Genomic DNA, 24,415 nt, shown 5'->3' with positions numbered 1-24,415 from the left:
CGCCTCGGCGGCCGTCGGCGTTCGGACGCCTGCGCAGGCGGCGACGCTGCGCGTGGTCTCGCTCGAACTGCAACTCACTGAAATCCTGGTCTCGCTCGGCGCGCCGCCGATAGCCGCCGCTGACAACCCGCTCTATCGCCGCCTGATCGGCCGGCCGGAGCTGCCGGCCGACGTGCTGGACCTTGGTCCGATCCAGCAACCCAACCTCGAGTTCCTGCAGTACCTTGCGCCGGATCTCATGGTCGTTCCCGCCTGGGAGGCGAACGCGAACCGGGCCACGCTCGCGCGCGTCGCGCCCATCGAGGTTCTGGGCGACCTCTCGCCCCGGCCGCCGCTCGAACGGTTGGAGGCGGTCGCGCTCCGGCTCGCCACGATCGTCGGGCGGGAGGCCGAGGTCGGCGCCCTTGTCGCTGCCCTCGGGGCGTCTTGCGCCCTCGCGCGCGAAACCGTCTCGCCGCAGCCGACGCTGCTCTGCCGCTTCTTCGAGGACGGGCGGCACCTCGCGGTGTTCGGCACGAAGAGCGTGCTGGGCGCCGTCGCGGAACGCTGCGGGGTGGTCAATGCGTGGACGGGCCGGCAGAACGCCTTCGGCGCCTCCCTCGCGTCGGTCGAGACGCTCGCCTCCATGCCGTCCGCGCGCATCGTGCATTTCCACCGCGGCTCCGAGACGGAACGGGCGATCGCGCGGCTGGAGCGCAGCCCGCTGTGGCGGGCGCTCCCCACGGTCCGGCGCGGCGAGGTGACGGCCATGCCGGTCGTCCATCCGAACGGCGGCCTCGCCTCCGCCGCGCGCCTCGCCGACCAGCTCCGCACGGCGCTCGGCGCTCATGGCTAGACCCGTGCCGGGATATGACCTGCCCGACGCCGTCATGCCCCCGCGGCGGCGCGAGCATCCACGCGTTAAGACCGCGGCGCCCTACGTCGAGGTCGTGTTCGCTCGCTCGAAGGCGCGGGCATGACGGCCCGGTCGGACACGGCGTCGTCCGCCAAGGCCCCGAACGCCGCCCGCCGGCCGGTCGTCGGCGCGGCCGCGGTCGCGATCGGCTTGCTGGCGTTCGGGCTCGCGCTCGCGGCCTTCAACCTGTCGTCGACTGCGCCCGCCGGGCGCTGGCTGGAGGCGCTGGTCGCGCCCGATGAGAACGACATGCGCGAACTCGTCCTGCGCTACAGCGCTCTGCCGCGCATCGCCGTCGCGCTTCTCTGCGGTCTCGGGCTCGGTCTGTCCGGCGCGCTGTTGCAGCAGGTTCTGAGAAATCCGCTCGCCGAACCCGGCACGCTCGGGGTGTTCGCGGGCGCGCGCTTCGCCCTGTTCGCCGCGACGCTCTGGGCCCCGGAACTGCTCGCCTACGGGTACGAGCCGCTTGCGCTCGCCGGCGCGTCCTTGAGCATGGCGATCGTCCTGCTGCTCAGCCGAGGCAGAGGCTTCGCGCCTGCGGCGCTCATACTCTCGGGCATGATCGTCTCTCTCGCGCTCGAAGCCGCGAACAAGATGCTGACGATCGGCAATTTCGAGCTGCTGTCGGACCTCATGATCTGGCAAGCCGGCTCGCTCGCGCAGAACGACTGGTCGACGGCGCTTGGCCTTGCGCCACGCATCGCGGTCGCGGGCATGGCCGCCGCCTTCGCGGCGCGGTCGCTCGCGCTGCTCGATCTCGACGACGCCGGCGCGCGCAGCCTGGGCGCGCGGCTCGGACTGACCCGGCTCATGGCGCTCGCGATCGCGGTCTTCGTCAGCGCGACCGTCGTGGCGAGCGTCGGCGCGATCGCGTTCGTGGGGCTCGCGGGACCCGCGATCGCTCGGGCCGCAGGCGCACTCCGGCTTTCGCAGCGGCTTGTCTGGGGCTCGGTCGTTTCCGCCGGCCTGCTGACGCTGACCGATCAGGCGCTGGTGGCGCTCACCGGCGGCATGCTGCCGCCAACCGGCGCCGTGACGGCGCTCCTTGGCGCGCCGCTGCTTCTCTGGCTGGTCTGGCGCTTCCGATCGACGGCGGCAGGCGAGCGGGTGACGACAGGGGCCTCACCCCGGATTGGCGCCTCATGGTGGCTTCCCATGATGATCCTCCCGGCGCTCGTGCTCGCCGTACTGGTCGCGATGTCGCTTGGCCGCGTCCCGAACGGCTGGGTTTGGGCGACCGGCGCCGATCTCTCGGCGCTTGCGCCCTGGCGAGGCCCACGCGTCGCCGCGGCGCTCGCGGCCGGCTTCATGCTGTCCGTCGCGGGCGCGCTGCTGCAGCGGGTCAGCGGCAACCCTATGGCGAGCCCCGAGCTGCTCGGCGTCTCGGCCGGCGCCGCGATCGCGCTGCTCGCCGCCGCCTTCCTCGCGCCCGGCCTCGGCTATGGCGGAGCGCTGGCGCTTGCGGCCGCCGGCGCCCTCGTGAGCCTGTCGGTGGTGCTTGTCCTCGGAAAGCGGTCCGCCTTCGCGCCGACGCAGACGCTTCTCGTCGGCGTCGGCCTGACGGCGCTGCTCGGCTCGGTCTCGGAAATGGCGCTGGTGACCGGGGACCCTCGCGTCGCCCAGTTCCTCACATGGCTCGCAGGCTCAACCTATTCGGTGTCGTCGGCGCAGGCGGCGGCCTCCTGTGCGTTCGCCGTGGTGACGGCGCTTTCGCTGCCGCTGCTGACCCGCTGGCTCGCCATCCTGCCGCTGGGCGATCCGCGCGCTCTTGCGCTTGGGCTTCACGTCGGCCGCATTCGGCTGATCCTCCTAAGCGTCGCGGCCGTGCTCACCGCAGCCTCGACGCTGCTCGTCGGACCGTTGAGCTTCGTCGGTTTGATGGCGCCGCACCTGGCCAGGCTTTCCGGCGTGCGCGGAGCGCTCGCCGAGACGATTGCGGCGGGCCTCATCGGAGCGCTTATCATGGTGCTGGCCGATTGGCTCGGCCGCACGATCGCGTTTCCCTGGCAGGTCCCGGCCGGGGTGGTGGCGACGGTGATCGGCGGTCTGTACTTCACGTGGGCCATGCGGAGCCGCAGATGACCATCCCGGCGCTAGCCCCGCTCTTCAAAGGACCACTCGAGCCGTTCGCCGACGCCCTGACGCTCGGGCCGATCGAGAACGCGAGGCCGGGCGCAGACCTGCTCGACCGCGCAGTCTTGCGAGAGCTGATCGAAAGGCTCGCGCCGAACTATGGCGACGGCGACCGCCGCGCCGTCGCGTCCATCTGGTCGAAAAGCCATTTCAGCACGCTGATGCCAAGCGCGCTCGCGGCGAACCTCCTGCTCGACATCGATCTTCCGATAGCGATCGACCGGGTCGGAATCGTCAGCGACGACATGGGACGGACCGAGCAGATCGTCCTTGAGCATGCCGGCGAGCCGCTGTCCGCCGGCTTGGCCGAGCATCGCTTCGATGACCTGATAGAGGCTCACGTGGCGCCGTTGATCGCGGCGCTGGCCTCCGTCAGCGGAGCCTCGACGAAGGTGTTCTGGAGCAACGCCGGCAACGTGTTCGACTACGTCGTGCGTGAGACGCGCCGCCTGGCCGCGTCGACGACCGGTTCGGACGCGGGGCTCGCGCTCATGGCGAAGCGAAGGAAGGCCGGACGCCCGAACCCGCTTTACGCCACCGTGAGCTATCCACCCGGCGGCGGACGAATTCGCAGGGTTTGCTGCCTGCGCTATCTGGCGCCGAACATCAGCTACTGCGGCACCTGCCCGATCGCGCCCCAAGCCGCCAGCAGACATCAAGCGCGGTAAACGGGCGCGAGAGGACGTCGGGAGCCGTCGGCTGGTCTTCAACCTTCGGCTGCAGCACCAGCGCAGGGCCGCCAGCAGAGCGAGATTCAGCCCGGTCAACACGGCGCGCCGGGCGGTCAACGCCGCCGCTCAGGCTCGTGGGGTGGGCGTCGAGGCCGTCACGCCGTCAGGCGATAGCCGACGCCGGGCTCGGTCAGGAGCAGCGCGGGGCGGGCCGGATCGGCCTCTAGCTTGACGCGGAGCTGGCGGACGAAGACGCGCAGGGAGGTCTGGTCGCCGTCGTCCTGGCCCCAGACGGCGCGGAACAGGTGGCGATGGGTCAGCACCTTGCCCGCGTGGACGACGAGTTCGCGCAGGATCGCGAACTCCTTGGGGCTGAGCTTCACCTCGGCCCCGTCGCGCGTCACGAGATGGCGCGCGAGATCGACCGTCAGCGGGCCGGCGACGAAAATCGGCTCCGCGCCCCGGTCGGCGAGCCGGTGGCGGAGCGCCGCGCGCATGCGGGCCATCAGTTCGTCGGTCCCGAACGGTTTCGTCACATAATCATCGGCGCCGAGATCGAGCGCCGCGACCTTGGCGGCCTCCTCCCCGCGGGCCGACAGCACGACGATCGGGACCGGGCTCCTGGTCCGGATCTCCCGGATGACGTCGAGCCCGTCCATGTCCGGGAGCCCGAGGTCGAGCAGGACGAGCTCCGGCGCGACATGCCGCAGCAGGCGCAGCGCCTCGGCGGCGGTGTCCGCCTCCAACGTCCGGTAGTCGTTGACCACGAGCGTCGCCTTCAGGAAGCGCCGGATCGGCGCCTCGTCGTCGACGATCAGGACGGTGATCGCGCTCGAGGCCATCAGGACGCGCTCCCGGTCTCTTCCGCGGCCGGAAGCCGCAGCGTGAAGCGGGCGCCGCGGCCCGACGGGGCGGGCTCCGCGGTCGCGGAGCCGCCGAGCGCCTCGACGAAGCCCTGGGCGATCGCGAGGCCGAGGCCAGCGCCCGGCGTTTTCCGATCGCCGCCCGCGGAGCGATAGAAGCGGTCAAAGATGTAGGGCATGTCCTGCGGGGCGATCCCGGGCCCGTCGTCGGTCACGCTCACCGCGATTTCGCCACCCGCGCGCGCGCCGCGGATCTCGATGCGGGCGGCGGCGGGCGTGTGCTTTCCGGCGTTCTCCAGCAGGTTTGTGAGCGCGTGCTCGAACAGCACCGGATCGCCCAGCGCCGTAAGAGGCTGCTCCGGAAAGTCGAGCGCGACGGCGCGTGGCCCAAGCGCGCCCGCCGCGCGGCGGAGCGCGACGCCCGTGATGTCCTCGACGTCGATCGGCTCGCGCTTGGCCGCGACGCCGCCGGCGTCGAGGCGCACCACGTCGAGGAGGTTCGCCACGAAGCGCGTCAGCCGCTCGGTCTCGCTCTCGGCGCTCGCCAGCATCTCGTCGCGGGTGGCGTCGTCGTAGCGAGTCCCGAAGCTCCTCAGGCTCGTGATGACCCCCATGATGGTGGCGAGCGGCGTCTTCAGGTCATGGCTGACGGAGGTCAGCAGCGCCCCGCGCAGCCGTTCCGTCTCCGCCTCGAGCCGCGCTTGGTCGACATCGACTCCGAGCCGGACACGCTCGAGCGCCACCGCGGTCTGGTCCACGAGCGCGTCGAGCAGCCGGCGCTCGACCGGCGTCAGGACAGCGCCGTCGACGCGGCGCGCGACGCCCACGACGCCGAGCCGCCCGCGGCTGGTCTTCAGCGGAAGGAACAGCCGCGTCGCGCCGGGAAGCGTCGGCGCGCCGAGCCCGGTCGGTTCGTCGTGCTCATAGGCCCAGGTCGCGGCGGCGAGCTCGGCCCTGTCGAGCTCGTCCTCGGGCGGATAGGCCCCGCCGATCGCGAGCCCTTCGGACTGGGCGGTCAACAGCACGACGTCGGCCTTCAGCATCAGCGCCACCTGATGGGCCGCCGCCCACAGCAGGTCGTCCTCGGTTCCGACCGCGGCGAGCTTGCGCGAGAACGCGTAGAGCTCGGCCGTCACGCGCGCCTGGGTCCGCGCGGCGATCGTCTGCGCCCGCGCGCGCGCCGCGACCGAACTCGCGAGCAGCGCGGTCAGCGAGAAGAACACCAGCGCGACCACGTTTTCGGGATCGTCGACGGTCAGCGAATACCGCGGTTCGAGGAACAGGAAGTTGTAGGCGACGGCCGACATGACGGAGGCCGCAAGCGACGGCGCCAAGCCATAGCGGACCGCGACGAGCAGCACCGGCGGCACAAAGATCAGGGAGATGTTGGGCAGGTCGATCGTCAGATCGATCGCGAGGCCGACGCCGCCCGCAAGCGCCACGCCCGCCGCGGCGAGCGCATAGGCCGCGCCGCCTGGCCCGCGCTCCGCCGCGCGCGTCTCGACCGTCTTCGGCGGCGCCGTCTCGCCGTCGCCGGAGACGACCTGCACGGCGATCGGGCCGGCGCGGTCGATCAGGTCGGCGACCACCGAGCCGCGCGTCAGCGCGAACCAGAACGAGCGCCGGGCCTTGCCCACCAGGATGGTGGTGACGTTGCGGCTGCGGGCGAAATAGAGAAGCTCGTCGGCGACGTCGCGGCCGCCGGGCAGCACCAGCGCCTCCGCGCCGAGCGCCTCGGCGAGCCGCAGCGTGTCGGCGATCCGGTCGCGCTCGAGCTCCGACAGTCGGACGTGGCGCGGCGTCTCGACCGCGACGCAGTGCCATGGCGCACGGGCGCGGTCGGCGAGGCGCTTGCCCGCGCGCACAAGCGACGCGGCCCCCGGCCGCTCATCGATCGCGACCAGCACGCGCTCGGCCGCGGGCCACGGCCCCTCGATCGCGTTCGCGGCCATGTAGCCGCGCATGTCGCTGTCGACCCGCTCGGCGGTGCGGCGGAGCGCGAGCTCGCGGAGCGCGGTGAGGTTGCCTGGCTGGAAGAAGTGGCGAACCGCGCGCTCGGCCTGTTCGCGCACATAGACCTTGCCGTCCGAGAGCCGCTTGCGGAGGGCGTCCGGGGTCACGTCGATGACCTCGACCTCGTCGGCGAGGTCGAAGATGCGGTCCGGCACGGTCTCGCGCACGCGGACCCGCGTGATGCGGGCCACGACGTCGTTCAGGCTTTCGAGGTGCTGGACGTTCAGCGTCGTGAAGACGTCGATCCCGGCCGCGAGGATCTCTTCGACGTCATGATGGCGCTTCGGATGGCGAGAGCCCGGCGCGTTGGTGTGGGCGAGCTCGTCGACGAGCACGAGCCTCGGCGCGCGGGCCAGCACCGCGTCGATGTCCATCTCGGCGAGCGTCCGGCCGCGGTAGGGAACGTCGCGCCGCGGAACGACCTCGAGGCCTTTCAACAGCGCGTCGGTCTCCGCGCGGCCGTGGGTCTCGACGACGCCGACCGCCACGTCGACCCCTTCGCGTCTCGCGGCCTGCGCCGCCGACAGCATCTCGTAGGTCTTGCCCACGCCGGGGGCCGCCCCGAAGAATATCTTCAGCCGCCCTCGCGCCTCGCGGCTGGCGAGGCTGAGAAGGCTGTCAGGCGATGGGCGGGCGTCGGCGACCATATGGGCCGCCTTATACGCCCTTGCCGCCGCAGCGCCTCACGGCTTCAGCGCGTCGAGCGCCATGTTGAGCGCGAGCACGTTGACGCGGGGTTCGCCCAGCAGGCCGAGCGCGCGGGGCTGGACCGCCCGCTGCGCCAGCGCCCGCACGTCGGCCTCCGGCAGACCGCGCTCGCGCGCGACGCGCTGGACCTGGGCGAAGGCGGCGGCCGGCGAGATGTCGGGATCGAGGCCGGAGCCGGACGCGGTCACGAGGTCGGCCGGGACCGGACCCGTCATGCTGTTTTCGGCCCTCGCCTTCTGGACGTCGCCGGCGATCCGCTCGGCGAGCGCCTTCGAGGTGGGGCCGAGATTCGAGCCCGACGAGGCGGATGCGTCGTAGCCGTTCGCGCCAGCGGCCGAGGGCCGGCCATGGAAGTAGCGCGGGCTCGTGAAGGCCTGGCCGATCAGGCTGGAGCCGACGACTGTCCCGTTCCTTTCCACCATCGAGCCGTTGGCGGCCGACGGCGCGACCGCCTGGGCGATTCCCGTGACCGCGAGCGGATAGGCGACGCCGGTGACGAGCGTGAACAGGACGAGCAGCACGAAGGCGGGGCGGAGATGCGAGAGCATTTTGGGATGTCCGAAATGGATGGCCGCGTCACGCGAGCCCGAGCGCCGAGACGCCCATGTCGATGAGCTTGATGCCGACGAAGGGCGCCACGAGGCCGCCGAGGCCGTAGACGGCGAGGTTCCGCCGCAGCAGCGCGGCCGCGCTCGACGGCCGGTAGCCGACGCCCTTCAGGGCGAGGGGCGCCAGCGCGACGATGATCAGCGCGTTGAAGATGATGGCCGAGAGAATGGCGCTCTGCGGCGAGGCCAGCCCCATGACGTTCAGCGCGCTCAGGGACGGATAGAGCGTGACGAACATCGCCGGCAGGATCGCGAAATACTTCGCGACGTCGTTCGCGATCGAGAAGGTTGTCAGCGCGCCGCGCGTCATCAGCAGCTGCTTGCCGATGCCGACGATCTCGATGAGCTTCGTCGGGTCGCTGTCGAGATCGACCATGTTGCCGGCCTCTCTCGCCGCGACCGTGCCGGTCTGCATCGCGACGCCGACGTCCGCCTGGGCGAGCGCCGGGGCGTCGTTGGTCCCGTCGCCGCACATCGCCACCAGTTTGCCGCCGGCCTGCTCCTTGCGGATCAGGGCGAGCTTCATCTCGGGCGTGGCTTCGGCGAGGAAGTCGTCGACGCCGGCTTCCGCCGCGATCGCCGCCGCGGTCATCGGGTTGTCGCCGGTGATCATGACGGTGCGGATGCCCATCGCCCGCAGCTCCGCGAAGCGTTCGCGGATGCCGCCCTTCACGATGTCCTTCAGATGGACGACGCCGAGAGCCTGCGCGTCGCGCGACACGACGAGCGGCGTCCCGCCGGACCTGGCGACCCGCTCGACGATCTCCGGCAGCTCCGGCGGAACGATCCCGCCGAGCGCCTTCACGTGAGCGATGATCGCGTCGGCCGCCCCTTTGCGGATTCTGACCCCGCCGACGTCGATCCCGCTCATGCGGGTCTGCGCCGTGAAGGGCACGAAGGTCGCGTCGAGCCGCCCCATCTCGCGGCCCCGCAGACCGTGCGCCTCCTTGGCGAGGACGACGATCGAGCGGCCCTCGGGCGTCTCGTCGGAAAAGCTCGTGAGCTGCGCCGCCGCCGCGAGGTCGGCGGGCGCGACGCCCGGCAGGGCGATGAACTCCGACGCCTGACGGTTGCCGAGGGTGATGGTGCCGGTCTTGTCGAGCAGCAGCACGTCGACGTCGCCGGACGCCTCGACCGCGCGGCCGGACATGGCCAGCACGTTGAAGCGCACGAGCCGGTTCATGCCCGCGATGCCGATGGCGGACAGGAGGCCGCCGATCGTCGTGGGAATCAGCGTGACGAACAGGGCCGCCAGCACGATCACCGACGCCACGCCGCCGGCGTAGGACGCGAAGAACGGGATGGTGGCGACCGCCAGCACGAAGATCAGGCTGAGGCCCGCGAGCAGGATCGTGAGCGCGATCTCGTTCGGGGTCTTGGCGCGCTCGGCGCCTTCGACCAGCGCGATCATCCGGTCGAGGAAGCTCGAGCCGCCCGCCGCCGTGATGCGCACCCGGATGCGGTCCGACAGGACCTTGGTGCCGCCGGTGACGGCGGAGCGGTCGCCGCCCGACTCGCGGATGACGGGCGCGCTTTCGCCGGTGATCGCGCTCTCGTCGACCGTCGCGACGCCTTCGACCACCTCGCCGTCGCCGGGAATGAGGTCGCCGGCGTCGACCAGGACGTGGTCGCCCACTTTGAGCGACGCGGCCGCCACCTCCTCGACCCGGTCGCCGTCGCCGAGGAGGCGCTTCGCCATGGTCTCGGACCGGGTGCGCCGGAGCGCGTCCGCCTGCGCCTTGCCGCGCCCTTCGGCCACGGCCTCGGAGAAGGTCGCGAAATAGACCGTCGCCCAGAGCCAGACGGCCATCTGCCCCGAAAAGCCCGCTTCCCCGCCGGCGGCCAGATCGCGGGCGAACAGGAGCGTGGCGACCACGGCCACGATCTCGACCGCGAACATCACGGGGTTGCTGATCATCTCGCGCGGATCGAGCTTGCGCGCGGCCGCGCCGAGCGCCGGGACGATCAGCGCGGGGTCAAGCAGGGAGCGGGGTTGTGCGGACATGGTGTTGGCTCGGATTGGCGCCGCCGTCTTGTCCCGGCCTTGAGCCGGGACCCAGACGCGCGGGGCTCGCAAGGTATGACGGCGAGGGTGGAGGTCTTCTGGAAGCGTCGAGGCTCTGGGTCCCGGCGCAAGGCCGGGACAAGAAGGCAAGGCCTCACCACGTCCTCCCCTGCGCCGTGGCGAAGGCGTCGGCTACCGGCCCGAGCGTCAGCGCAGGCAGGTAGGTGAGGCCGCCGACGATCAGGATCACGCCGACCAGCAGCCCGACGAACAGGCCGCCATGCGTCGGGAAGGTGCCGGCGGAGGGGGGAACGGCGGGCTTGCCCGCGAGCGAGCCGGCGACCGCCAGCATCGGCACGATGAGGGCGAAGCGGCCGATCATCATCCCGGCGGCGAGCAGCAGATTCCAGAAGGGACTGTTGGCCGTCAGCCCGCCGAACGCCGAGCCGTTGTTGGCCGCGGCCGAGGTCGTGGCGTAGAGCATCTCCGAGAAGCCGTGCGGACCGCTCTCCTGCAGCCCGGCGAGCCCGAGGGGGCTCACGGACGCCGCGGCGAGCGCGATCAGCGTGGCGGCCGGCGAGCAGAGCAGCGCCAGCATGGTGAGCTTCACCTCGCGGGACTCGATCTTCTTGCCGACGTACTCCGGCGTCCGCCCGACCATCAGCCCGGCGACGAACACCGCGACCACGGCGAACAGCAGCACGCCGTAGAGTCCCGCGCCGACGCCGCCGATGACGACCTCGCCGAGCTGCATGTTGATCATGGGGATCAGCCCGCCGATCGCCGAGAAACTGTCGTGCATGGCGTTGACGGCGCCGCAGGAGGCGGCGGTGGTGACCGCCGCGAACAGCGCCGACAGCGCGACGCCGAAGCGGACCTCCTTGCCCTCCATGTTTCCGCCCGCCGGATCGAGCCCGAGCGCGGCATGGATCGGGTTGGCCGAGCCCTCGGCCCAGTAGACCAGCGCGACGCCCGTCAGGAACAGCGCCCCCATCGCCGCGAGGATCGCCCAGCCCTGACGCTCGTCGCCGACCATGCGGCCGAACAGGTTGGTCAGCGCCGCTCCGATCGCGAAGATCGAGACCATCTGGACGAGATTCGCGAGCGCCGACGGGTTCTCGAACGGATGGGCGGAGTTCGCGTTGAAGAAGCCGCCGCCGTTGGTGCCGAGCATCTTGATCGCGAGCTGGCTCGCGATCGGCCCGAGCGCGATTGTCTGCTCGGCGCCCTCGAGCGTCCGGGCGGTCGTGTAGGACGACAGCGTCTGGGGAACGCCCATCGCCACATAGGCAAGCGCGAGCACGAGGCAGGCGGGCAGCAGCAGGTAGAGCGTGGAGCGGGTGAGGTCCGCCCAGAAATTGCCGACGCCGCTCGCGGACCGCCGGGCGAAACCGCGGACGAACGCGACCGCGACCGCCATGCCGGTCGCGGCGGAGACGAAGTTCTGCACGGTCAGCGCCCACATCTGCGAGCCGTAGGACAGCGTCGTCTCACCGCCATAGGACTGCCAGTTGGTGTTGGTGGCGAAGGAGACCGCGGTGTTGAGCGCGAGATCGGGCGCGACGCCGGCGAAGCCCTGCGGGTTCAGCGGCAGCGCGCCCTGAAGGCGCAGCAGGTCGTAGACCGCGAGGAAGCCGAGGGCGTTGAAGGCGAGCATCGCCAGCGCGTAGGCCGCCCACCCTTGCTCGGCGTCGGGCTTGACGCCCGCAAGCCGGTAGAAGCCGCGCTCGACCGGCGCGAGCACGGGATGAAGGAACGTGCGCTCGCCCGCGTAGAGCCGGGTCAGGAAGCCGCCGAGGGGGCGGGCGAGCGCGAGCACGAGCGCGCAGAACAGCGCGATCTGCATCCAGCCGTTGAACGTCATGTCGGATGTCCGGGAATATGCGCCGGCGGCGTCAGAAGCGCTCGGGGCGAAGGAGGGCCGCGACGAAGACCGCGGCCGTGATGACGGCCGCGGCTCCGCCCAAGGCGGCGTCGAGAAACGGAAGACCGAGCAGCGTCACGGCTCTCAAAGCCTCTCGCAGGCGAGCGCATAGGAACCGAGCGCCACGAAAGCCGCCAGGCCGGCCGCCAGCATCAGCAAGTCCATCATCGTCAGTGGGTCCCACGGGGGTTGATCTCCGCATGGAGACTGGCCCCGGCGCGCGTTGGGGATCGATGAGGGCGAAGGCCTGCGGGCGTTAAATCCGCGTTGGCGCGGCGAGGCTGTGTCGTTCAGCGGCGGCGACATCCACACGAAGGGCGGAACGCGTCGCGCGGCGCATCGGGGCGGGCTCAGCCGCCTCGATCAGCGAAAATCGCCATGGCTTAGAACAAGTCTAGAATATTGATCTTGCTCGATTTTCCAGCGGGTGGTTTCTAGCCTTCGCGGGCGGACTCACGACGTTCCGCGAAGCGCGACGGTGACCGGGATTTCGACGCCGGCGCGTGAAGGCGCCGGGGCGGGAAAAGGGGTGCGGTCGCCCGGTCGGGCCTGATAGGTAGGCCCGCGCAAGGAAGGCTCGGGAGACAGGCGAGCCGAGGAGAAACTGTCCGGCATGGCGAAGAAGAGCGGCTCGTCCGCGCGCATCTGGTTCCTGGCCCATTCCTGGCTCGCCCTGCCGATCTGGGCGTTCCTGTTTTTCGTGTGCCTCACCGGCACGATCGCGACAGTGAGCCAGGAGATCGTCTGGCTGGCGAACCCGGCGGTTCGCGCGAACGCGCCGTCCGCCGACGCCACGCCGCTCGGCTATGACGAGGCGCTGGCGGCGGTCGAGCGGCAGCGGCCCGGGGTCGTCCCGACGCAGATCGTCCGCTCAGTGAAGTCGCAGTTCGCGCTTCGCGTCGAGGTCGCGCGGCCGGACGGGGCGACGGTCGAGCTGTTCGTCAACCCCTACACCGGCGAGATCCAAGGCGAGCAGGGCGCGTTCGACTTCCAGCAGTTCACGCGCGCTTTGCACGGCTGGCTGCTCACCCCGTTCACCAACGGATTCGCGATCGGCTGGTACGCGGTCTCGCTGCTGTCGATCCCGCTGCTCGGCTCGCTGATCACCGGCGTCGTTGTCTACAAGAAGTTCTGGCGGGCCTATCTCAGGCCGAGGCTGAGGCTGTCCAAGGGGCCGCGGGCGTTCTGGGGCGACCTGCACCGGCTGGTCGCGATCTGGTCGATCCCCTTCGTCGCGATCATGTCCGTGACGGCAGGCTGGTTCCTGATCCAGGCGATCCTGTTCGACAACGCCATCTCGATCTCGACGGCGGGTGCCCCGCCGATCGTCGCGCGCGAGCATGCGCCGAACCTCAAGGCCGGCGAGGCGCCTCCGAAGGTCAGCGTCGACCGCGCGGTGGCGGCGGCGAAGGAAAGTTTTCCCGATCTCGAGCCCGGCCTGATCATGCTGCCCCAGAACGCCTTCAGCCATGTGAGCGTCTGGGGGCGCGGCTCCTATCCGCTGATCTTCGAGCAGGCCGCCGTCAATCCCTACACCTACGGCGTGGAGTGGACCCGGCGGGTGTCGGACCGCAACGCGCTCGAGCTCGTCACCGAAAGCATGCGGCCGCTGCATGTCGGCGACTTCGTCGGTCTGTCGCTGAAGCTCGTCTACTTCCTGTTCGGCGCGATGCTGACCGCTCTGTCGCTGAGCGGCGTGATGATCTGGACGAAACGGACGGCGCAGGCGACCGTCTCGGTCGCCCGCGGCGAGCCGATGCCGGCCCCGTTCCCGGAGCCCGCGGAATGAGCGTCGCGACCATCGAAACCGGAACGCTGAAGCGCTGGTGGCTGCGCTGGCGCTTTCACCTGAGCGCGCTCGTCGTCCTCGTGCCCGCCGCGCTGACGCCGCTCTATTTCGAGCAGGTCGCGATGTTCGCCGGAACGTCGGGCCTCGGCGCGCGCGAGATCGGCGAACGGCAGGTCGGGCCGTGGACGGTCAGGCTCGCCGAGTTCGACCTGATGGCCCCTCAGGTCCAGGGGCCGGCGGGGCCGGTGAAGCTGTTCTCGCTGGCTTTGACGGGCCGCGCGTTGACCGAGGTGCGCGCCGCCTATCTGAAGGTCGGCAAGCCGCGGTCGCTGCGGGCGACGGGCGCGATCTTCTTCGGCACGCCCTACCGCCAGACGGCGGGCCTGCCCGTGCCGGAGCGCACGAGTCCGGACGCCGAGGTCTGGCTCACGCTCGAAGGATGGGACGGCTCGATGCAGCAGGCGCCGCTCAAGCTCACGGACGTCTCGCCGGTGACGGCGGACTGGCTCAAGCGCAACGGAGGGCGAAAGCCATGAACAGACTGCGTCCCGGCGCGCTCGCCGCCGCCCTCGGGCTCGTGTGCCTCGCGGCGCCTGCCCAGGCGCACTACCCCTTCTGCGCCTGCGAGAAGCATGGCGAGACGATCCGCTGCAAGGGCGGCTTTTCTGACGGCACGGGCGCGGAAGGCGTGAAGCTCGACGTCATCGGCTACGACGAGTCGGTGCTGATCCCCGGCAAGTTCGGCAAGGACAGCGTGGTCGAGTTCAAGCCGCCCTCGGGCGAGTTCTACGTGCTGTTCGACGCCGGACCGGGCCATGTGGTCGAGGTCGACCACAACGACATCCCGTGACGCGGGTCGTCGTCCGGCCGGCGGGGGCGGGTCGCGAAACGCTTCTGGTCGCGGCGCTCTGCGCGGCGATCGTGGCGGCGGCGGGCGCGACCGCGCTGATCCGCGCGCGGCCGGCCGACGAGACGACTCTTGCGGCCTGGCGCATCGACGCGCGCGACGGGCTGAACGCCGCCGAGCAGGGCCTCAACGCCGACCTGCTGGCGGCCGCCGAAGACATTCGCGCCGCAGCCGTGGGCGACGAATTCCCGACGCCCGAAGCGCTCGCCGCCGAAGCGCTGCCGCCGTTCGCGCGCGACGTCACGACCGCCAAGCGCGGCGGCCATGCCTGGAGCCTCACGCGCGACGGCGCGACGGTCGCCTATCTCGGCGCGACCGGCGACGCCGCGACCGCGCGCTCGCTGCTGCTTCGGATCGCACAGCCGTCGCCGGACGCGCACGGCCATGACGGCGAGCCCGTTTCCAGCGTCTGGGCGCATGTCGCGGCGGGGTCCGTCGAAGGACTCTCGAACGAACGCCTGATCGCCGCGGGCTGGAGACAGGTGACGTCGCGCTACGACGCCAGCGTGACGCGGGAGACGAGATGAGCGCCCCCTCCCCTTCGCGGCGCGGCCTTCTGCTCGGCGCCGCCGCGGCCGTCGTCCTCGCGCCGCCCCTTCGCGCGGGCAAGCGTCTCCGCATCGGCGTGACGCTCCATCCCTATTACTCTTACGTCGCCAACATCGTGGGCGACCGCGCCGACGTCGTTCCGCTCATTCCCGTCGGCTTCAACCCGCACGCCTACGAGCCGCGCGGCGAGGACATCAAGCGGCTCGGGACGCTCGACGTCGTGGTGCTGAACGGCATCGGCCATGACGACTTCGCCGAACGCATGATCCGGGCGTCCGAGAACCCGAACGTCGCGATCGTCGAGGCGAACCGCGACGTCGCCCTGCTCGCGGCCGTCGGGCAGATGGCGCAGTCCCGGGGCAGGACGATCTCCGGCAAGGTGGTGAACTCCCACACCTTCCTGTCGATCACCGGCTCCATCACCCAGGTCCAGACCATCGCGCGCGAGCTGGCGCGGCTCGACCCGGACAACGCGGATTTCTATGCGGCGAACGCCGGCGCCTACGCCCAGCGCCTGCGGAAGATCCGCGCCGCGGCGCTCGCGCAGATTTCGGAGGCGCCCGGCGCCTCGTTCCGGGTCGCGACCATCCACGGCGCCTACGACTACCTGCTGCGCGAGTTCGGCCTCGAGGTGACGGCCGTGGTGGAGCCGGCGCACGGCGTCGAGCCGAGCCCGGCGCAGCTCGCCAAGACCATCGAGCAGATCCGGGCGCTCGACGTGAAGGTGATCTTCTCGGAGCTCAACTTCCCGTCCGCCTATGTCGACACCATCCGGCGCGAGACAGGGGTGAGGCTCTACCCGCTCAGCCACATCATCTACGGCGAGTACGCGCCCGAGAAGTTCGAGGTCGAGATGGCCGAAAACTTCGCCACCGTCGTGCGCGCCATCAAGGAGATGGGCGGCCCGGCCGCCGCGGAGGCGGGACGGTGACCGGGCCCAGGGTCTCCTTCCTTGGCGCGGGGCTGACGCTCGGCGGCGCCGAAATCCTTCGCGGCGTCGACCTCGAGATCGCGGCGGGCTACGTCCACGCGATCGTCGGGCCGAACGGCGGCGGCAAGAGCTCGCTGGTGCGCGCGCTGCTCGGCCAGGCGCCGCATTCCGGCGAGATCGCGATCGACTGGCCGGGCGCGCCCGGCGTCACGGCCTACGTGCCCCAGGCGCTCGACTTCGACCGCGGCCTGCCGATGACGGTGACGGACGCGCTCGCGGCCATGACGGCGCGCCGTCCCGCCTTCCTGAGGCCCGCCGCGCGCGACCGCGACGCCATCGTCTCGGCTCTCGCCCGCGTCGGCATGGCGGAGAAGGCCGGACGGCTCGTCGGCGCGCTCTCGGGCGGCGAGCGGCAGCGCGCCCTGATGGCCCAGGCCCTGATCCCGGAGCCCGACCTCCTCGTGCTCGACGAGCCGATGGCGGCGCTCGACGAGGCGGGCGTCGCGGCGTTCGAAACGCTGATCGCGGAGCTCAAGGCGCGGGGCGCCACCGTGCTCTGGATCGAGCACGACCTCGCCGCGGTCCGCCGGCTGGCCGATCGCGTCACGGGGCTTAACCGCAGCGTGCTGTTCGACGGGCCGCCGGCCGCCGAGCTCACGCCCGAGCGCCTGCTCACGCTGTTCTCGCACCACCCGGCGGCCGCCGCGCGAACGAGCGTCGCCGCGCTGCGCCGGGCGGGGAGCGGCCTGTGAGCGAGGCCTTCGAAGCGTTCCGCGCGTTCGTGCAGGCGCAGGCCGCGGCCGGCTTCCTGCCGCCCTCCCTCGCCTACGGCTTCATCGTCAACGCGCTCGTCGCCGGCCTCATCGTCGGCCCCGTGCTCGGCGGACTCGGAACGCTCGTCGTGGTGAAGCGCCACGCGTTCTTCTCGGAGGCGGTCGGCCACGCGGCGCTGACCGGCGTCGCGATCGGCATCCTGATCGGCGAGCCCTATACCGGCCCCTACGGCGCGCTGTTCGGCTACTGCCTGCTGTTCGGGATCGGTCTCAACTACCTGCGCAACCGCACCGGGCTCTCGGCCGACACGCTGATCGGCGTCGCGCTGTCCATGTCCCTGGCGCTCGGGGCCAGCGTGCTGCTGGTTCTCGCGGGCAGGATCAACATCCACATCCTCGAGAACGTGCTGTTCGGCTCGGTGCTCACCGTCGCGGGCGAGGACATCGCGATCCTGGCCGTCGTCGGTTCGGCGACGCTGGCGCTCACCTTCGCGTTCTACAACCGCTTCATGCTGGCGAGCTTCAACCCGGCGCTCGCGAGCGTGCGCGGGGTCAGGGTCAAGGCGCTCGACTACCTGTTCGTGATCCTCGTCACCGTGGTCACGGTCGCGAGCGTGAAGATCATCGGCGCGATCCTTGTGGGGGCGCTGCTGGTCATCCCGGCGGCGGCGGCGCGCACGGTCGCGACGTCGCTCCGCGGCTTCCTGTTCCTGTCGATGGCGATCGCGACACTGAGCGCGGTCATCGGCGTCGTCGCGCCGATGGAGCTCGACCTGCCGGTGCCTTCGGGCGCGGCCATCATCCTGACGGCCGGCCTGCTGTTCCTGCTCGCCGCGCTCGCCCGCGCCGTCGTCCCCGCGCTGAAAGGATCCGCCGCATGACGGCGCTGCGCCTGCTCGCGGCCGGCCTCGCGCTCGCCCTCACCCTCGGCGCCGCCCGGGCCGAGGACAAGACCGTCGTCCTGACCGCCCATCCGGCCGCGCAGGCGATCACGGCCGCGCTCGCCGCGGGGTCGCCGATCGACGTGAGGCCGGTCCAGCCAGCGAAACTGCCGGCGACGCGGCTCGCCTCCTATCTCGCGGGCCGGGGCGCCGCGACGCTGCGCGCGGCTGCCGGGACCGCCGACGCCGTGGTGACGTTCCGCTCCTTCTGGCCGGATGATCCGCTCTATCCGCATGCGCGCCGCGCCAACATCCGCATTGTCGAGATCGACGCCGGCCGGCCGCTCGACGGCGCGCTGCCGGGCATCGCCCTGCTCGCGCCGCAGGAGGACGCGCAGGCCTACGCGGCGCTCGACCTCAGCCCGATGCCCGCGACCGGCGAAGGCGCGGCGCCGTGGCTGTCGCCGACGGCGCTCGGGCGCATGGCCGACGTCGTGGCCGCCGACCTCGAACGGCTCGCTCCGGAGGCGAAGGAGGCGATCGCCGGAAACCTCGCCGCGATGAAGCGCCGGCTGATCGCCGTCAAGGCGAAGGCGGACGTCGGGCTCGCGGCGGCGCCCGACGTGACCGTGCTCGCGCTGTCGGGGCGCTACGGCTATCTCGCGAACGATCTCGGGCTGGACCTCCTCGCCTCGATCACCGCGGCGCCGGGCGAATGGACCCCGGAGCGCGCCGAGAGGCTCGCCGCCCTGATCAAGGCGCGCAAGGCCGCCGTCGTCTTGCTCGACGCCGAGCCGTCGGAAGAGATCGCGAAAGCCGTCTCGTCCTCCGGCGCGCGCGTGGTCGTGATGGAGCAGGCGGAGACGGCGGCCGGCGACCCGGTCGCGGTCGTCGAGCGAAACGTCGCGGACCTGACCGACGCGCTTGCGCGTCCGAAATAGGCCGCGCTCGCGCCCGTTGCGTGACGGCGCGGCCTCCCCGCCTCACGACATGGGGGGAGCCGGCGGCGAGGGTTCGTCCGGCAGAGGGATGAACTCCTCGTCGTCGGCGTCCGGTAGCTTCATCCGTCCGGCCTTCCAGTCCGAAGCCGCCTGCGCGAGCCGGTCTTTCGAGGACGACACGAAGTTCCAGTGGATGAAACGTTCGCCGACGGGTTCGCCGCCGAGCATCATCACCGCCGAGCGTTCGACCGCCCGCACGCGCGAGGCGGCCGCGCCGAGGACCAGCATGACGCCGGCTCCGTAGCGCGCGCCGTCGAGCTCCACCGCGCCGGTCGCGACGTAGAGCGCGCGCTCCTTGTGGCCGCCGGGAATCTCGGCGGTCGCCCCCGGCTCGATGTCGAGATGGGCGTAGAACAGCGGCGAGTGGGTCTCGGCGCCGGCCGTCAGCCCGTACGCGCCGCCCGCGATGAGCTGGCCGTGCACGCCGGCGTCGCTCCATTGCGGCAGATCGAGGCCGGCGTGGTGCGAGAAGGACGGGGCGACCTCCTCATGCTCTGTGGGCAGCGCCACCCAGGCCTGGACGCCGTGCAGGCGGTCGCCATGGACGCGCGCATGCTCGAACCGCTCGCTGTGCGTGACGCCGCGTCCCGCGGTCATCCAGTTCACCTCCTGCGGGCGGATCGCCTGCTCGTAGCCGAGGCTGTCGCGATGCATGATCTCGCCGGAGAACAGGTAGGTGACGGTCGACAGGCCGATATGCGGATGCGGACGGACGTCGACGCCGCGGTCGACGCCGGGCGCGAGATCGAGCGGTCCGATGTGGTCGAAGAAGATGAACGGCCCGACCATGCGCCGCTTCGCGAAGGGCAGCACGCGCCCGACCTCGAAGCCGCCAAGGTTGCGGCGCCGCTGCTCGATGATCAGCTCGATCATCCTTTCCCTCCTGCTTCCTCGGGATCGAACGACGAGGCGCCGCCGGGGACCGCCGGCGCCTCGTCCTGCGACGCGTCTGCGGCGTCCCTCATGGCGCGGGCCGGGCGGCGCGGATGATCGGCGCGACTTCGACGCCCAGCAGTTCGATCGAACGCTTCATCGCCGCCGTCTCAAGCGAGGCCGTGCTCATCTGGAAGGTGATCCGCGAAACGCCGCCCAGCGCCTCGCTCGCCCGCAGCATCTTGGCCGCGACGGTCGCCGGATCTCCGATCAGGAACGCGCCTTCCGGCCCGGCCATCGCTTCGAACTGCTGACGCGTGGGCGGCGGCCAGCCGCGCTCGCGCCCGACCGTCGACATCAGATGCGCCCAGCCGGGGAAGAAGGCGTCCCTGGCCGCCTGCGCGGTCTCGCCGACGAAGCCGATGGCGTGAACGCCCACCGTCAACGCCTCCGGGTCGTGCCCGGCCCGCAGGCCGGTCTCGCGGTAAAGGTCGACCAGCAGGCGGAAGCGCTCGAACGTGCCGCCGATGATCGCGACCATCAGCGGGAGGCCGAGCGCGCCGGCGCGTGCGAAGGACTGCGGCGTGCCGCCGACGCCGATCCAGACCGGCAGCTGCGTCTGGTGCGGGCGCGGAAAGACGCCCTGTCCGGTGAGCGGAGGTCGGAAACGGCCCTCCCAGGTGATCTCGGTCTGCTCCCTCAGCTTCAGGAACAGGTCGAGCTTCTCGGCGAACAGGGCGTCGTAGGAGCGCGTGTCGAGGCCGAACAGCGGATAGGCCTCGCCGAACGACCCCCGGCCGACGACGATCTCGGCGCGGCCCTTCGAGATCAGGTCGAGCGTCGCGAATTCCTGGAACACCCGCACCGGGTCGGCGGCGCTCAGCACCGTCACGGCGCTCGTCAGCCGGATCCGGTTCGTGCGCGCGGCCGCGGCGGCGAGAACGACCGCAGGGGCGGAATCCAGGAACTCGGCGCGGTGGTGCTCGCCGATCCCGAAGACGTCCAGCCCGACCCGGTCCGCGACCTCGACCTCGCCGAGCAGGTCGGCCATCCGGTCGGTCGCGGAGGGCGGCCGGCCCGTCGCCGGATCGGGAAGGATGGCGGCGAAGCTGTCGATGCCGATTTCCATGCGATGTCCTTGCAGAGTCTGTGGCCGCGGACCGCCGTCGCCTGCGCCCGCGCCACGGTGAGGAGCGTCGCCATCCGGGCGACGCCCCTCGATCAAGCGCTACCCTGCCATCAGGCTTCGATCAGCGCACGGCCTTGGACGGAACCGGCGTGTTGAGCAGCTGCTGCTCCCACAGGAAGGCGATGCCGCTGGCGCCGGCGTACTGCTTCATCACCTCGACCGCCGCGGGCAGCTTTTCCGTCCGCGCCCAGTCGCGCTGCCATTCGCCCAGCACGGCCATCCACGTGATCATGTTCACGCCGGCGGCGATCATGCGCTGGATCGCGACCTGATGCGCCTCGAGCGACACGCCGCCGGAGGCGTCGGTGACCACCGTGACGTCCCAGCCTTCGCCCGCGGCCTGGATGGCCGGCATGGCGACGCAGATCTCGGTGTAAAGGCCGGCGATGATCAGCTGCTTGCGGCCCGTCGCCTTGACGACGTCGACCACCTTCTGGTCCTCCCAGGTGTTGATGAAGGTGCGATTGATCACCTCCTGACCGGGGAACTGGCTCGTGATCTGGGGGAAAATGACGCCGCCCTGAGCTTCGAGCACGCTCGTCAGCACAACGGGGACGTCGAACGCCTTCGCGGTCGCGGCCAGCGCCGCCGCGTTGTTGATCGCCATATGCGGGTCATGGCTATTCAGATTAGTGAGCTGGAAAGGCTGGTGGTCGATCAGCACAACAACCGATTCTTCGGGGCGCAAAAGCGATTCAAGTCCGTTTCGAAACGTCACGACTACATCCTTAGATATCGAATTGATGAGTTTTATTTGCATGGACATCCGCCGACTGCGTCGCCGAACGCCGGGCGAGACGTTGCCGTCTCAGAAGACGAGGCGGTAGCGTCGGTCTGAGCTAAACTGTGTCGCGCAACGGGGAACGCCGACGTGGACATCGAAGATCTGCGGACATTCGTGGAAGTGGCCGACGCCGGAGGCGTCACGGCGGCCGCAGGGCGTCTCGGCGTCTCGAAGTCGATCGTCAGCCGGCGGCTCATCCGGCTGGAAACCGAGCTCGGCGTCCAGCTTCTCGCCCGCACCACCCGCGGCGCCGCGCTGACCGAGGCCGGGGCGACGTTCCGGGACCACGCGGCGCGGGTCTGCGCCGAGATCGACGTGGCGCGGGAGACCATCCTTCCGAACGGACACCTTCGCGGCCGGCTAAGGGTCGCGGCGCCGCTGACTTTCGGACCGACCCATTTCGCGCCGGCGCTGGCGGAGCTGGCGCGGCGGCACCCGCAGCTTCACGTCCACGCCTGCTACAGCGACCGCTTCGTCGACTTGGTTTCGGAAGGGTACGACTGCGCGATCCGCGTCGGCTACCTGCAGGACTCCAACCTGATCGCCAGGCGCGTCGGGCCGATGTACGGAAAACTCGTCGCGAGCCCCAGCTACATCAAGGCTCACGGCGCCCCCGAGACGCCGGATGACATCCTCGAGCATCAGGCCCTCATGCAGGGGACGGAAACCTGGCAGTTCGAGGATGGAGACGAGGTGGTCACGGTCCACCCGCAGGGACGCTTCAAGGCCGACAACGGCGCGGCGCTCGCGGCGGCGGCCGCGGCGGGCCTGGGCGTCGCCCGGCTGCCGGATTGCGTCACCCACGACTACATCGTCTCGGGCGAGCTCGTCCCGATCATGACGCGCTATCCGCCGCCTTCGGCCGGAGCCTATGTCGTTCGCCCGAGAGGACAGCACCCCGAACGCAAGGTGCGGGTCCTGACCGACCTCCTGATCGAATACTTCGGCAAGCCTCCCCACCTCGCCCGAAGCGGTCACAGAAGCCGGCTACGCGAGGGCTGAGGCCGCCTTCCTGCCGCGGAGCCCTCGTTCACGACGGTGACAGGGCGACCTCCGGAGGTTCGGGAAATCGCGACGTTCGGGAAACCGGCGCGGCTCCTCGCCTTATGTTCGCACGCCATATGCGCTCACGCATGGACGCGACTTCGACCGTTGACGGCCTCGTCCGCCTCATCAGCCTCCCGACGCCAAAGGAGCATCGAGCGCAGCGTCCGCGCCTTGCGCGAGGGGCGAGGGGATCGTCTGGCGCCTCAATTGTCGCGGAAGGGGAACGACCGCCGATTTGAATTGTTCTCATCCCAAGACCGCCTGCCGCGCGGGTTGGACGGCGCGGCGTTCCAGTTTTGGGAGATGTCCCGTTGTCGCCAGCGCAATCCGGCTCGGCCCCCGAGCCCGTGTCCGTCACGCTTACCGTGAACGGCCAGACCCACACCTTGTCCGTCGAGCCGTCCGTGACGCTGCTCGATCTGCTGCGCGAGCGGCTCCACCTCACCGGATCAAAAAAGGGTTGCGACCAGGGCCAGTGCGGCGCCTGCACGGTGCTCGTCGACGGCCGGCGGGTGAATTCCTGTCTCCAGCTCGCCGTCATGAAGGACGGAGCCGAGATCACCACCATCGAAGGGCTCGGGACGCCGGACCGTCTGCACCCGATGCAGGCCGCCTTCATCGCCCATGACGCCTTCCAGTGCGGCTACTGCACGCCCGGCCAGATCTGCTCGGCGGTCGGCATGCTGGACGAGGGCCACGCCCACGGGCAGGAGGAAATCCGCGAGCTGATGAGCGGCAACCTCTGCCGCTGCGGAGCCTACACCAACATCGTCGAGGCGATCGAGGACGCGCGCCGTGGGCGCGAGGCGCCGACCCTGGGGACGCCCTCGCTGGAGGCTGCGGAATGATGAACTTCGGCTACACGCGCGCCGCCACGATCAGCGACGCGATCCAGGCGGTGGCGGGCGATCCGCAGGCGCGCTTCATCGCGGGCGGCACCAATCTCGTCGACCTGATGAAATACAACGTCGAGCGGCCCGGACGGCTGGTCGACATCACGCGGCTGCCGCTCAAGGCGATCGAGGAGACGCCGGGCGGCGGGCTCAAGATCGGCGCGCTCGCGCCGAACTCCGACCTCGCCTATGACGCCCGCGTCGTGCGCGACTACCCGCTGCTTTCGAGCGCCATCCTCGCCGGCGCCTCGGCCCAGCTCAGAAACGCCGCCACCACCGGCGGCAACCTGCTCCAGCGCACCCGCTGCTACTATTTTTACGACGCCGCGGCGCCCTGCAACAAGCGCGAGCCCGGCTCCGGCTGCTCGGCGATCGGCGGCGTGAACCGCATTCACGCGATCCTTGGGGCGAGTTCGTCCTGCATCGCCACCCACCCCTCGGACATGTGCGTCGCCCTGGCCGCGCTCGGCGCGACGGTCCATGTCGAGGGACCGGACGGCGCGCGGACGGTCGCGTTCGAGGACTTCCACCGCCTGCCCGGCGACGCGCCGGAGAAGGACAACACGCTCGCGCATGGCGAGATGGTGACGGCGGTCGAGCTGCCGGCGCCGCGGTTCGGCCGGAACCACAGCTATCTCAAGCTCCGCGACCGGCTGTCCTACGCCTTCGCGCTGGTCTCGGTCGCCGCCGCGATCGAGTTCGACGGCGACCGGATCGCCGAGGCGCGCGTCGCGCTCGGCGGCGTCGCGCACAAGCCCTGGCGCGTTCCCGAAGCCGAGGCGCTGCTGAAGGGCGAGACGCCGTCCTCGGACGTGTTCGGTAAGGCGGCGGACCGTCTGCTGGAAGGCGCGGTCGGCCAGGGCGAGAACGACTTCAAGATCGAGCTCGCGCGCCGCGCGGTGATCCGGACGCTGTCCCAGGCCGCCGCCGGAACCCCGCAGGTCCAGTCCAACAAGATCGTCAACTGAAGGGACGGGA

Annotated in this window: 22 protein-coding genes; 14 read left to right on the top strand and 8 right to left on the bottom strand. The window is 70.9% G+C overall.

Annotated elements, in window-relative coordinates; all coding sequences use genetic code 11:
• From ACFSCV_RS08095 to fhuF, 3 genes are all read left to right on the top strand, one after another.
• The coding region (locus tag ACFSCV_RS08095) for an ABC transporter substrate-binding protein (protein WP_378798726.1) at positions 1-835 on the top strand (835 nt) is incomplete at its 5' end.
• Positions 836-955: 120 nt separating this feature from the next.
• Positions 956-2,977 carry a Fe(3+)-hydroxamate ABC transporter permease FhuB gene (gene fhuB, locus ACFSCV_RS08090; RefSeq protein ID WP_378798724.1) on the top strand — a complete coding sequence of 674 codons (2,022 nt, stop codon included), beginning with the start codon at positions 956-958 and terminating at the stop codon, positions 2,975-2,977.
• Complete coding sequence (gene fhuF, locus ACFSCV_RS08085; RefSeq protein WP_378798722.1) at positions 2,974-3,696, top strand: siderophore-iron reductase FhuF; 723 nt, start codon at positions 2,974-2,976, stop codon at positions 3,694-3,696. Before fhuB ends, fhuF begins: the two co-directional genes overlap by 4 nt.
• Positions 3,697-3,854: 158 nt before the next feature.
• Here fhuF and ACFSCV_RS08080 read toward each other — a convergent pair whose 3' ends face one another.
• From ACFSCV_RS08080 to kdpA, 5 genes are all read right to left on the bottom strand, one after another.
• Positions 3,855-4,541, bottom strand: coding sequence for a response regulator (locus tag ACFSCV_RS08080; protein WP_378798720.1), 687 nt, complete (start codon positions 4,539-4,541; stop codon positions 3,855-3,857).
• Positions 4,541-7,222 carry a DUF4118 domain-containing protein gene (locus ACFSCV_RS08075; protein ID WP_378798718.1) on the bottom strand — a complete coding sequence of 894 codons (2,682 nt, stop codon included), beginning with the start codon at positions 7,220-7,222 and terminating at the stop codon, positions 4,541-4,543. The genes ACFSCV_RS08080 and ACFSCV_RS08075 overlap by 1 nt, the downstream gene beginning before the upstream one ends.
• A gap of 36 nt (positions 7,223-7,258) precedes the next feature.
• Positions 7,259-7,831 (bottom strand): potassium-transporting ATPase subunit KdpC, encoded by a 573-nt coding sequence (gene kdpC, locus ACFSCV_RS08070; protein ID WP_378798716.1) that lies wholly within the window; start codon positions 7,829-7,831, stop codon positions 7,259-7,261.
• A gap of 28 nt (positions 7,832-7,859) precedes the next feature.
• Positions 7,860-9,896 (bottom strand): potassium-transporting ATPase subunit KdpB, encoded by a 2,037-nt coding sequence (gene kdpB, locus ACFSCV_RS08065; RefSeq protein ID WP_378798714.1) that lies wholly within the window; start codon positions 9,894-9,896, stop codon positions 7,860-7,862.
• A gap of 154 nt (positions 9,897-10,050) precedes the next feature.
• Positions 10,051-11,760: a potassium-transporting ATPase subunit KdpA gene (kdpA, locus tag ACFSCV_RS08060; RefSeq protein WP_378798712.1), complete on the bottom strand. Its 1,710-nt coding sequence runs from the start codon at positions 11,758-11,760 to the stop codon at positions 10,051-10,053.
• 673 nt (positions 11,761-12,433) lie between these two features.
• Here kdpA and ACFSCV_RS08055 point away from each other — a divergent pair.
• From ACFSCV_RS08055 to ACFSCV_RS08020, 8 genes are read left to right on the top strand one after another with little or no spacing between them, the layout of a single operon-like run.
• The gene (locus tag ACFSCV_RS08055; protein ID WP_378798710.1) at positions 12,434-13,609 is read left to right on the top strand and encodes a PepSY-associated TM helix domain-containing protein; all 1,176 of its coding nucleotides are present in this window, start codon (positions 12,434-12,436) and stop codon (positions 13,607-13,609) included.
• Positions 13,606-14,145 carry a thiamine pyrophosphate-binding protein gene (locus tag ACFSCV_RS08050; RefSeq protein ID WP_378798708.1) on the top strand — a complete coding sequence of 180 codons (540 nt, stop codon included), beginning with the start codon at positions 13,606-13,608 and terminating at the stop codon, positions 14,143-14,145. The genes ACFSCV_RS08055 and ACFSCV_RS08050 overlap by 4 nt, the downstream gene beginning before the upstream one ends.
• A complete protein-coding gene (locus tag ACFSCV_RS08045; protein ID WP_378798706.1) occupies positions 14,142-14,459 on the top strand; it encodes a hypothetical protein in 318 nt (105 codons plus the stop codon). The genes ACFSCV_RS08050 and ACFSCV_RS08045 overlap by 4 nt, the downstream gene beginning before the upstream one ends.
• On the top strand, positions 14,456-15,043 hold the full coding sequence (locus ACFSCV_RS08040; RefSeq protein ID WP_378798704.1) for a DUF6162 family protein: 588 nt from the start codon (positions 14,456-14,458) through the stop codon (positions 15,041-15,043). The genes ACFSCV_RS08045 and ACFSCV_RS08040 overlap by 4 nt, the downstream gene beginning before the upstream one ends.
• Positions 15,040-15,996, top strand: a complete 957-nt coding sequence (locus tag ACFSCV_RS08035; protein ID WP_378798703.1) for a metal ABC transporter solute-binding protein, Zn/Mn family — start codon at positions 15,040-15,042, stop codon at positions 15,994-15,996. Before ACFSCV_RS08040 ends, ACFSCV_RS08035 begins: the two co-directional genes overlap by 4 nt.
• The gene (locus tag ACFSCV_RS08030) at positions 15,993-16,748 is read left to right on the top strand and encodes a metal ABC transporter ATP-binding protein (protein WP_378798701.1); all 756 of its coding nucleotides are present in this window, start codon (positions 15,993-15,995) and stop codon (positions 16,746-16,748) included. Before ACFSCV_RS08035 ends, ACFSCV_RS08030 begins: the two co-directional genes overlap by 4 nt.
• On the top strand, positions 16,745-17,650 hold the full coding sequence (locus ACFSCV_RS08025; RefSeq protein WP_378798699.1) for a metal ABC transporter permease: 906 nt from the start codon (positions 16,745-16,747) through the stop codon (positions 17,648-17,650). Before ACFSCV_RS08030 ends, ACFSCV_RS08025 begins: the two co-directional genes overlap by 4 nt.
• A complete protein-coding gene (locus ACFSCV_RS08020) occupies positions 17,647-18,591 on the top strand; it encodes a metal ABC transporter substrate-binding protein (protein ID WP_378798697.1) in 945 nt (314 codons plus the stop codon). The genes ACFSCV_RS08025 and ACFSCV_RS08020 overlap by 4 nt, the downstream gene beginning before the upstream one ends.
• Positions 18,592-18,633: 42 nt before the next feature.
• On the opposite strand, the gene ACFSCV_RS08015 is transcribed toward ACFSCV_RS08020, so the two are convergent.
• The 3 genes from ACFSCV_RS08015 to ACFSCV_RS08005 all read right to left on the bottom strand — a co-directional run bounded on the left by ACFSCV_RS08015 (position 18,634) and on the right by ACFSCV_RS08005 (position 21,431).
• On the bottom strand, positions 18,634-19,524 hold the full coding sequence (locus tag ACFSCV_RS08015; RefSeq protein ID WP_378798695.1) for a pirin family protein: 891 nt from the start codon (positions 19,522-19,524) through the stop codon (positions 18,634-18,636).
• Positions 19,525-19,612: 88 nt separating this feature from the next.
• Positions 19,613-20,653, bottom strand: a complete 1,041-nt coding sequence (locus ACFSCV_RS08010; RefSeq protein WP_378798693.1) for an LLM class flavin-dependent oxidoreductase — start codon at positions 20,651-20,653, stop codon at positions 19,613-19,615.
• A 121-nt stretch (positions 20,654-20,774) separates the two neighbouring features.
• Entirely contained in the window at positions 20,775-21,431 is a 657-nt protein-coding gene (locus tag ACFSCV_RS08005; RefSeq protein ID WP_378798691.1) for an isochorismatase family protein, read from the bottom strand.
• A gap of 153 nt (positions 21,432-21,584) precedes the next feature.
• Here ACFSCV_RS08005 and ACFSCV_RS08000 point away from each other — a divergent pair, with 153 nt between their 5' ends.
• The 3 genes from ACFSCV_RS08000 to ACFSCV_RS07990 all read left to right on the top strand — a co-directional run bounded on the left by ACFSCV_RS08000 (position 21,585) and on the right by ACFSCV_RS07990 (position 24,405).
• Complete coding sequence (locus tag ACFSCV_RS08000; protein WP_378798689.1) at positions 21,585-22,499, top strand: LysR family transcriptional regulator; 915 nt, start codon at positions 21,585-21,587, stop codon at positions 22,497-22,499.
• A gap of 341 nt (positions 22,500-22,840) precedes the next feature.
• Positions 22,841-23,392 (top strand): (2Fe-2S)-binding protein, encoded by a 552-nt coding sequence (locus ACFSCV_RS07995; protein WP_378798687.1) that lies wholly within the window; start codon positions 22,841-22,843, stop codon positions 23,390-23,392.
• Entirely contained in the window at positions 23,389-24,405 is a 1,017-nt protein-coding gene (locus ACFSCV_RS07990; protein ID WP_378798685.1) for an FAD binding domain-containing protein, read from the top strand. The genes ACFSCV_RS07995 and ACFSCV_RS07990 overlap by 4 nt, the downstream gene beginning before the upstream one ends.
• The last annotated feature ends 10 nt before the right edge of the window (positions 24,406-24,415 follow it).

The organism is Methylopila henanensis (assembly GCF_042681025.1).
Taxonomy (GTDB): Bacteria; Pseudomonadota; Alphaproteobacteria; order Rhizobiales; family Methylopilaceae; genus Methylopila; species Methylopila henanensis.
This window is presented reverse-complemented; position numbering and strand designations above follow the sequence as displayed.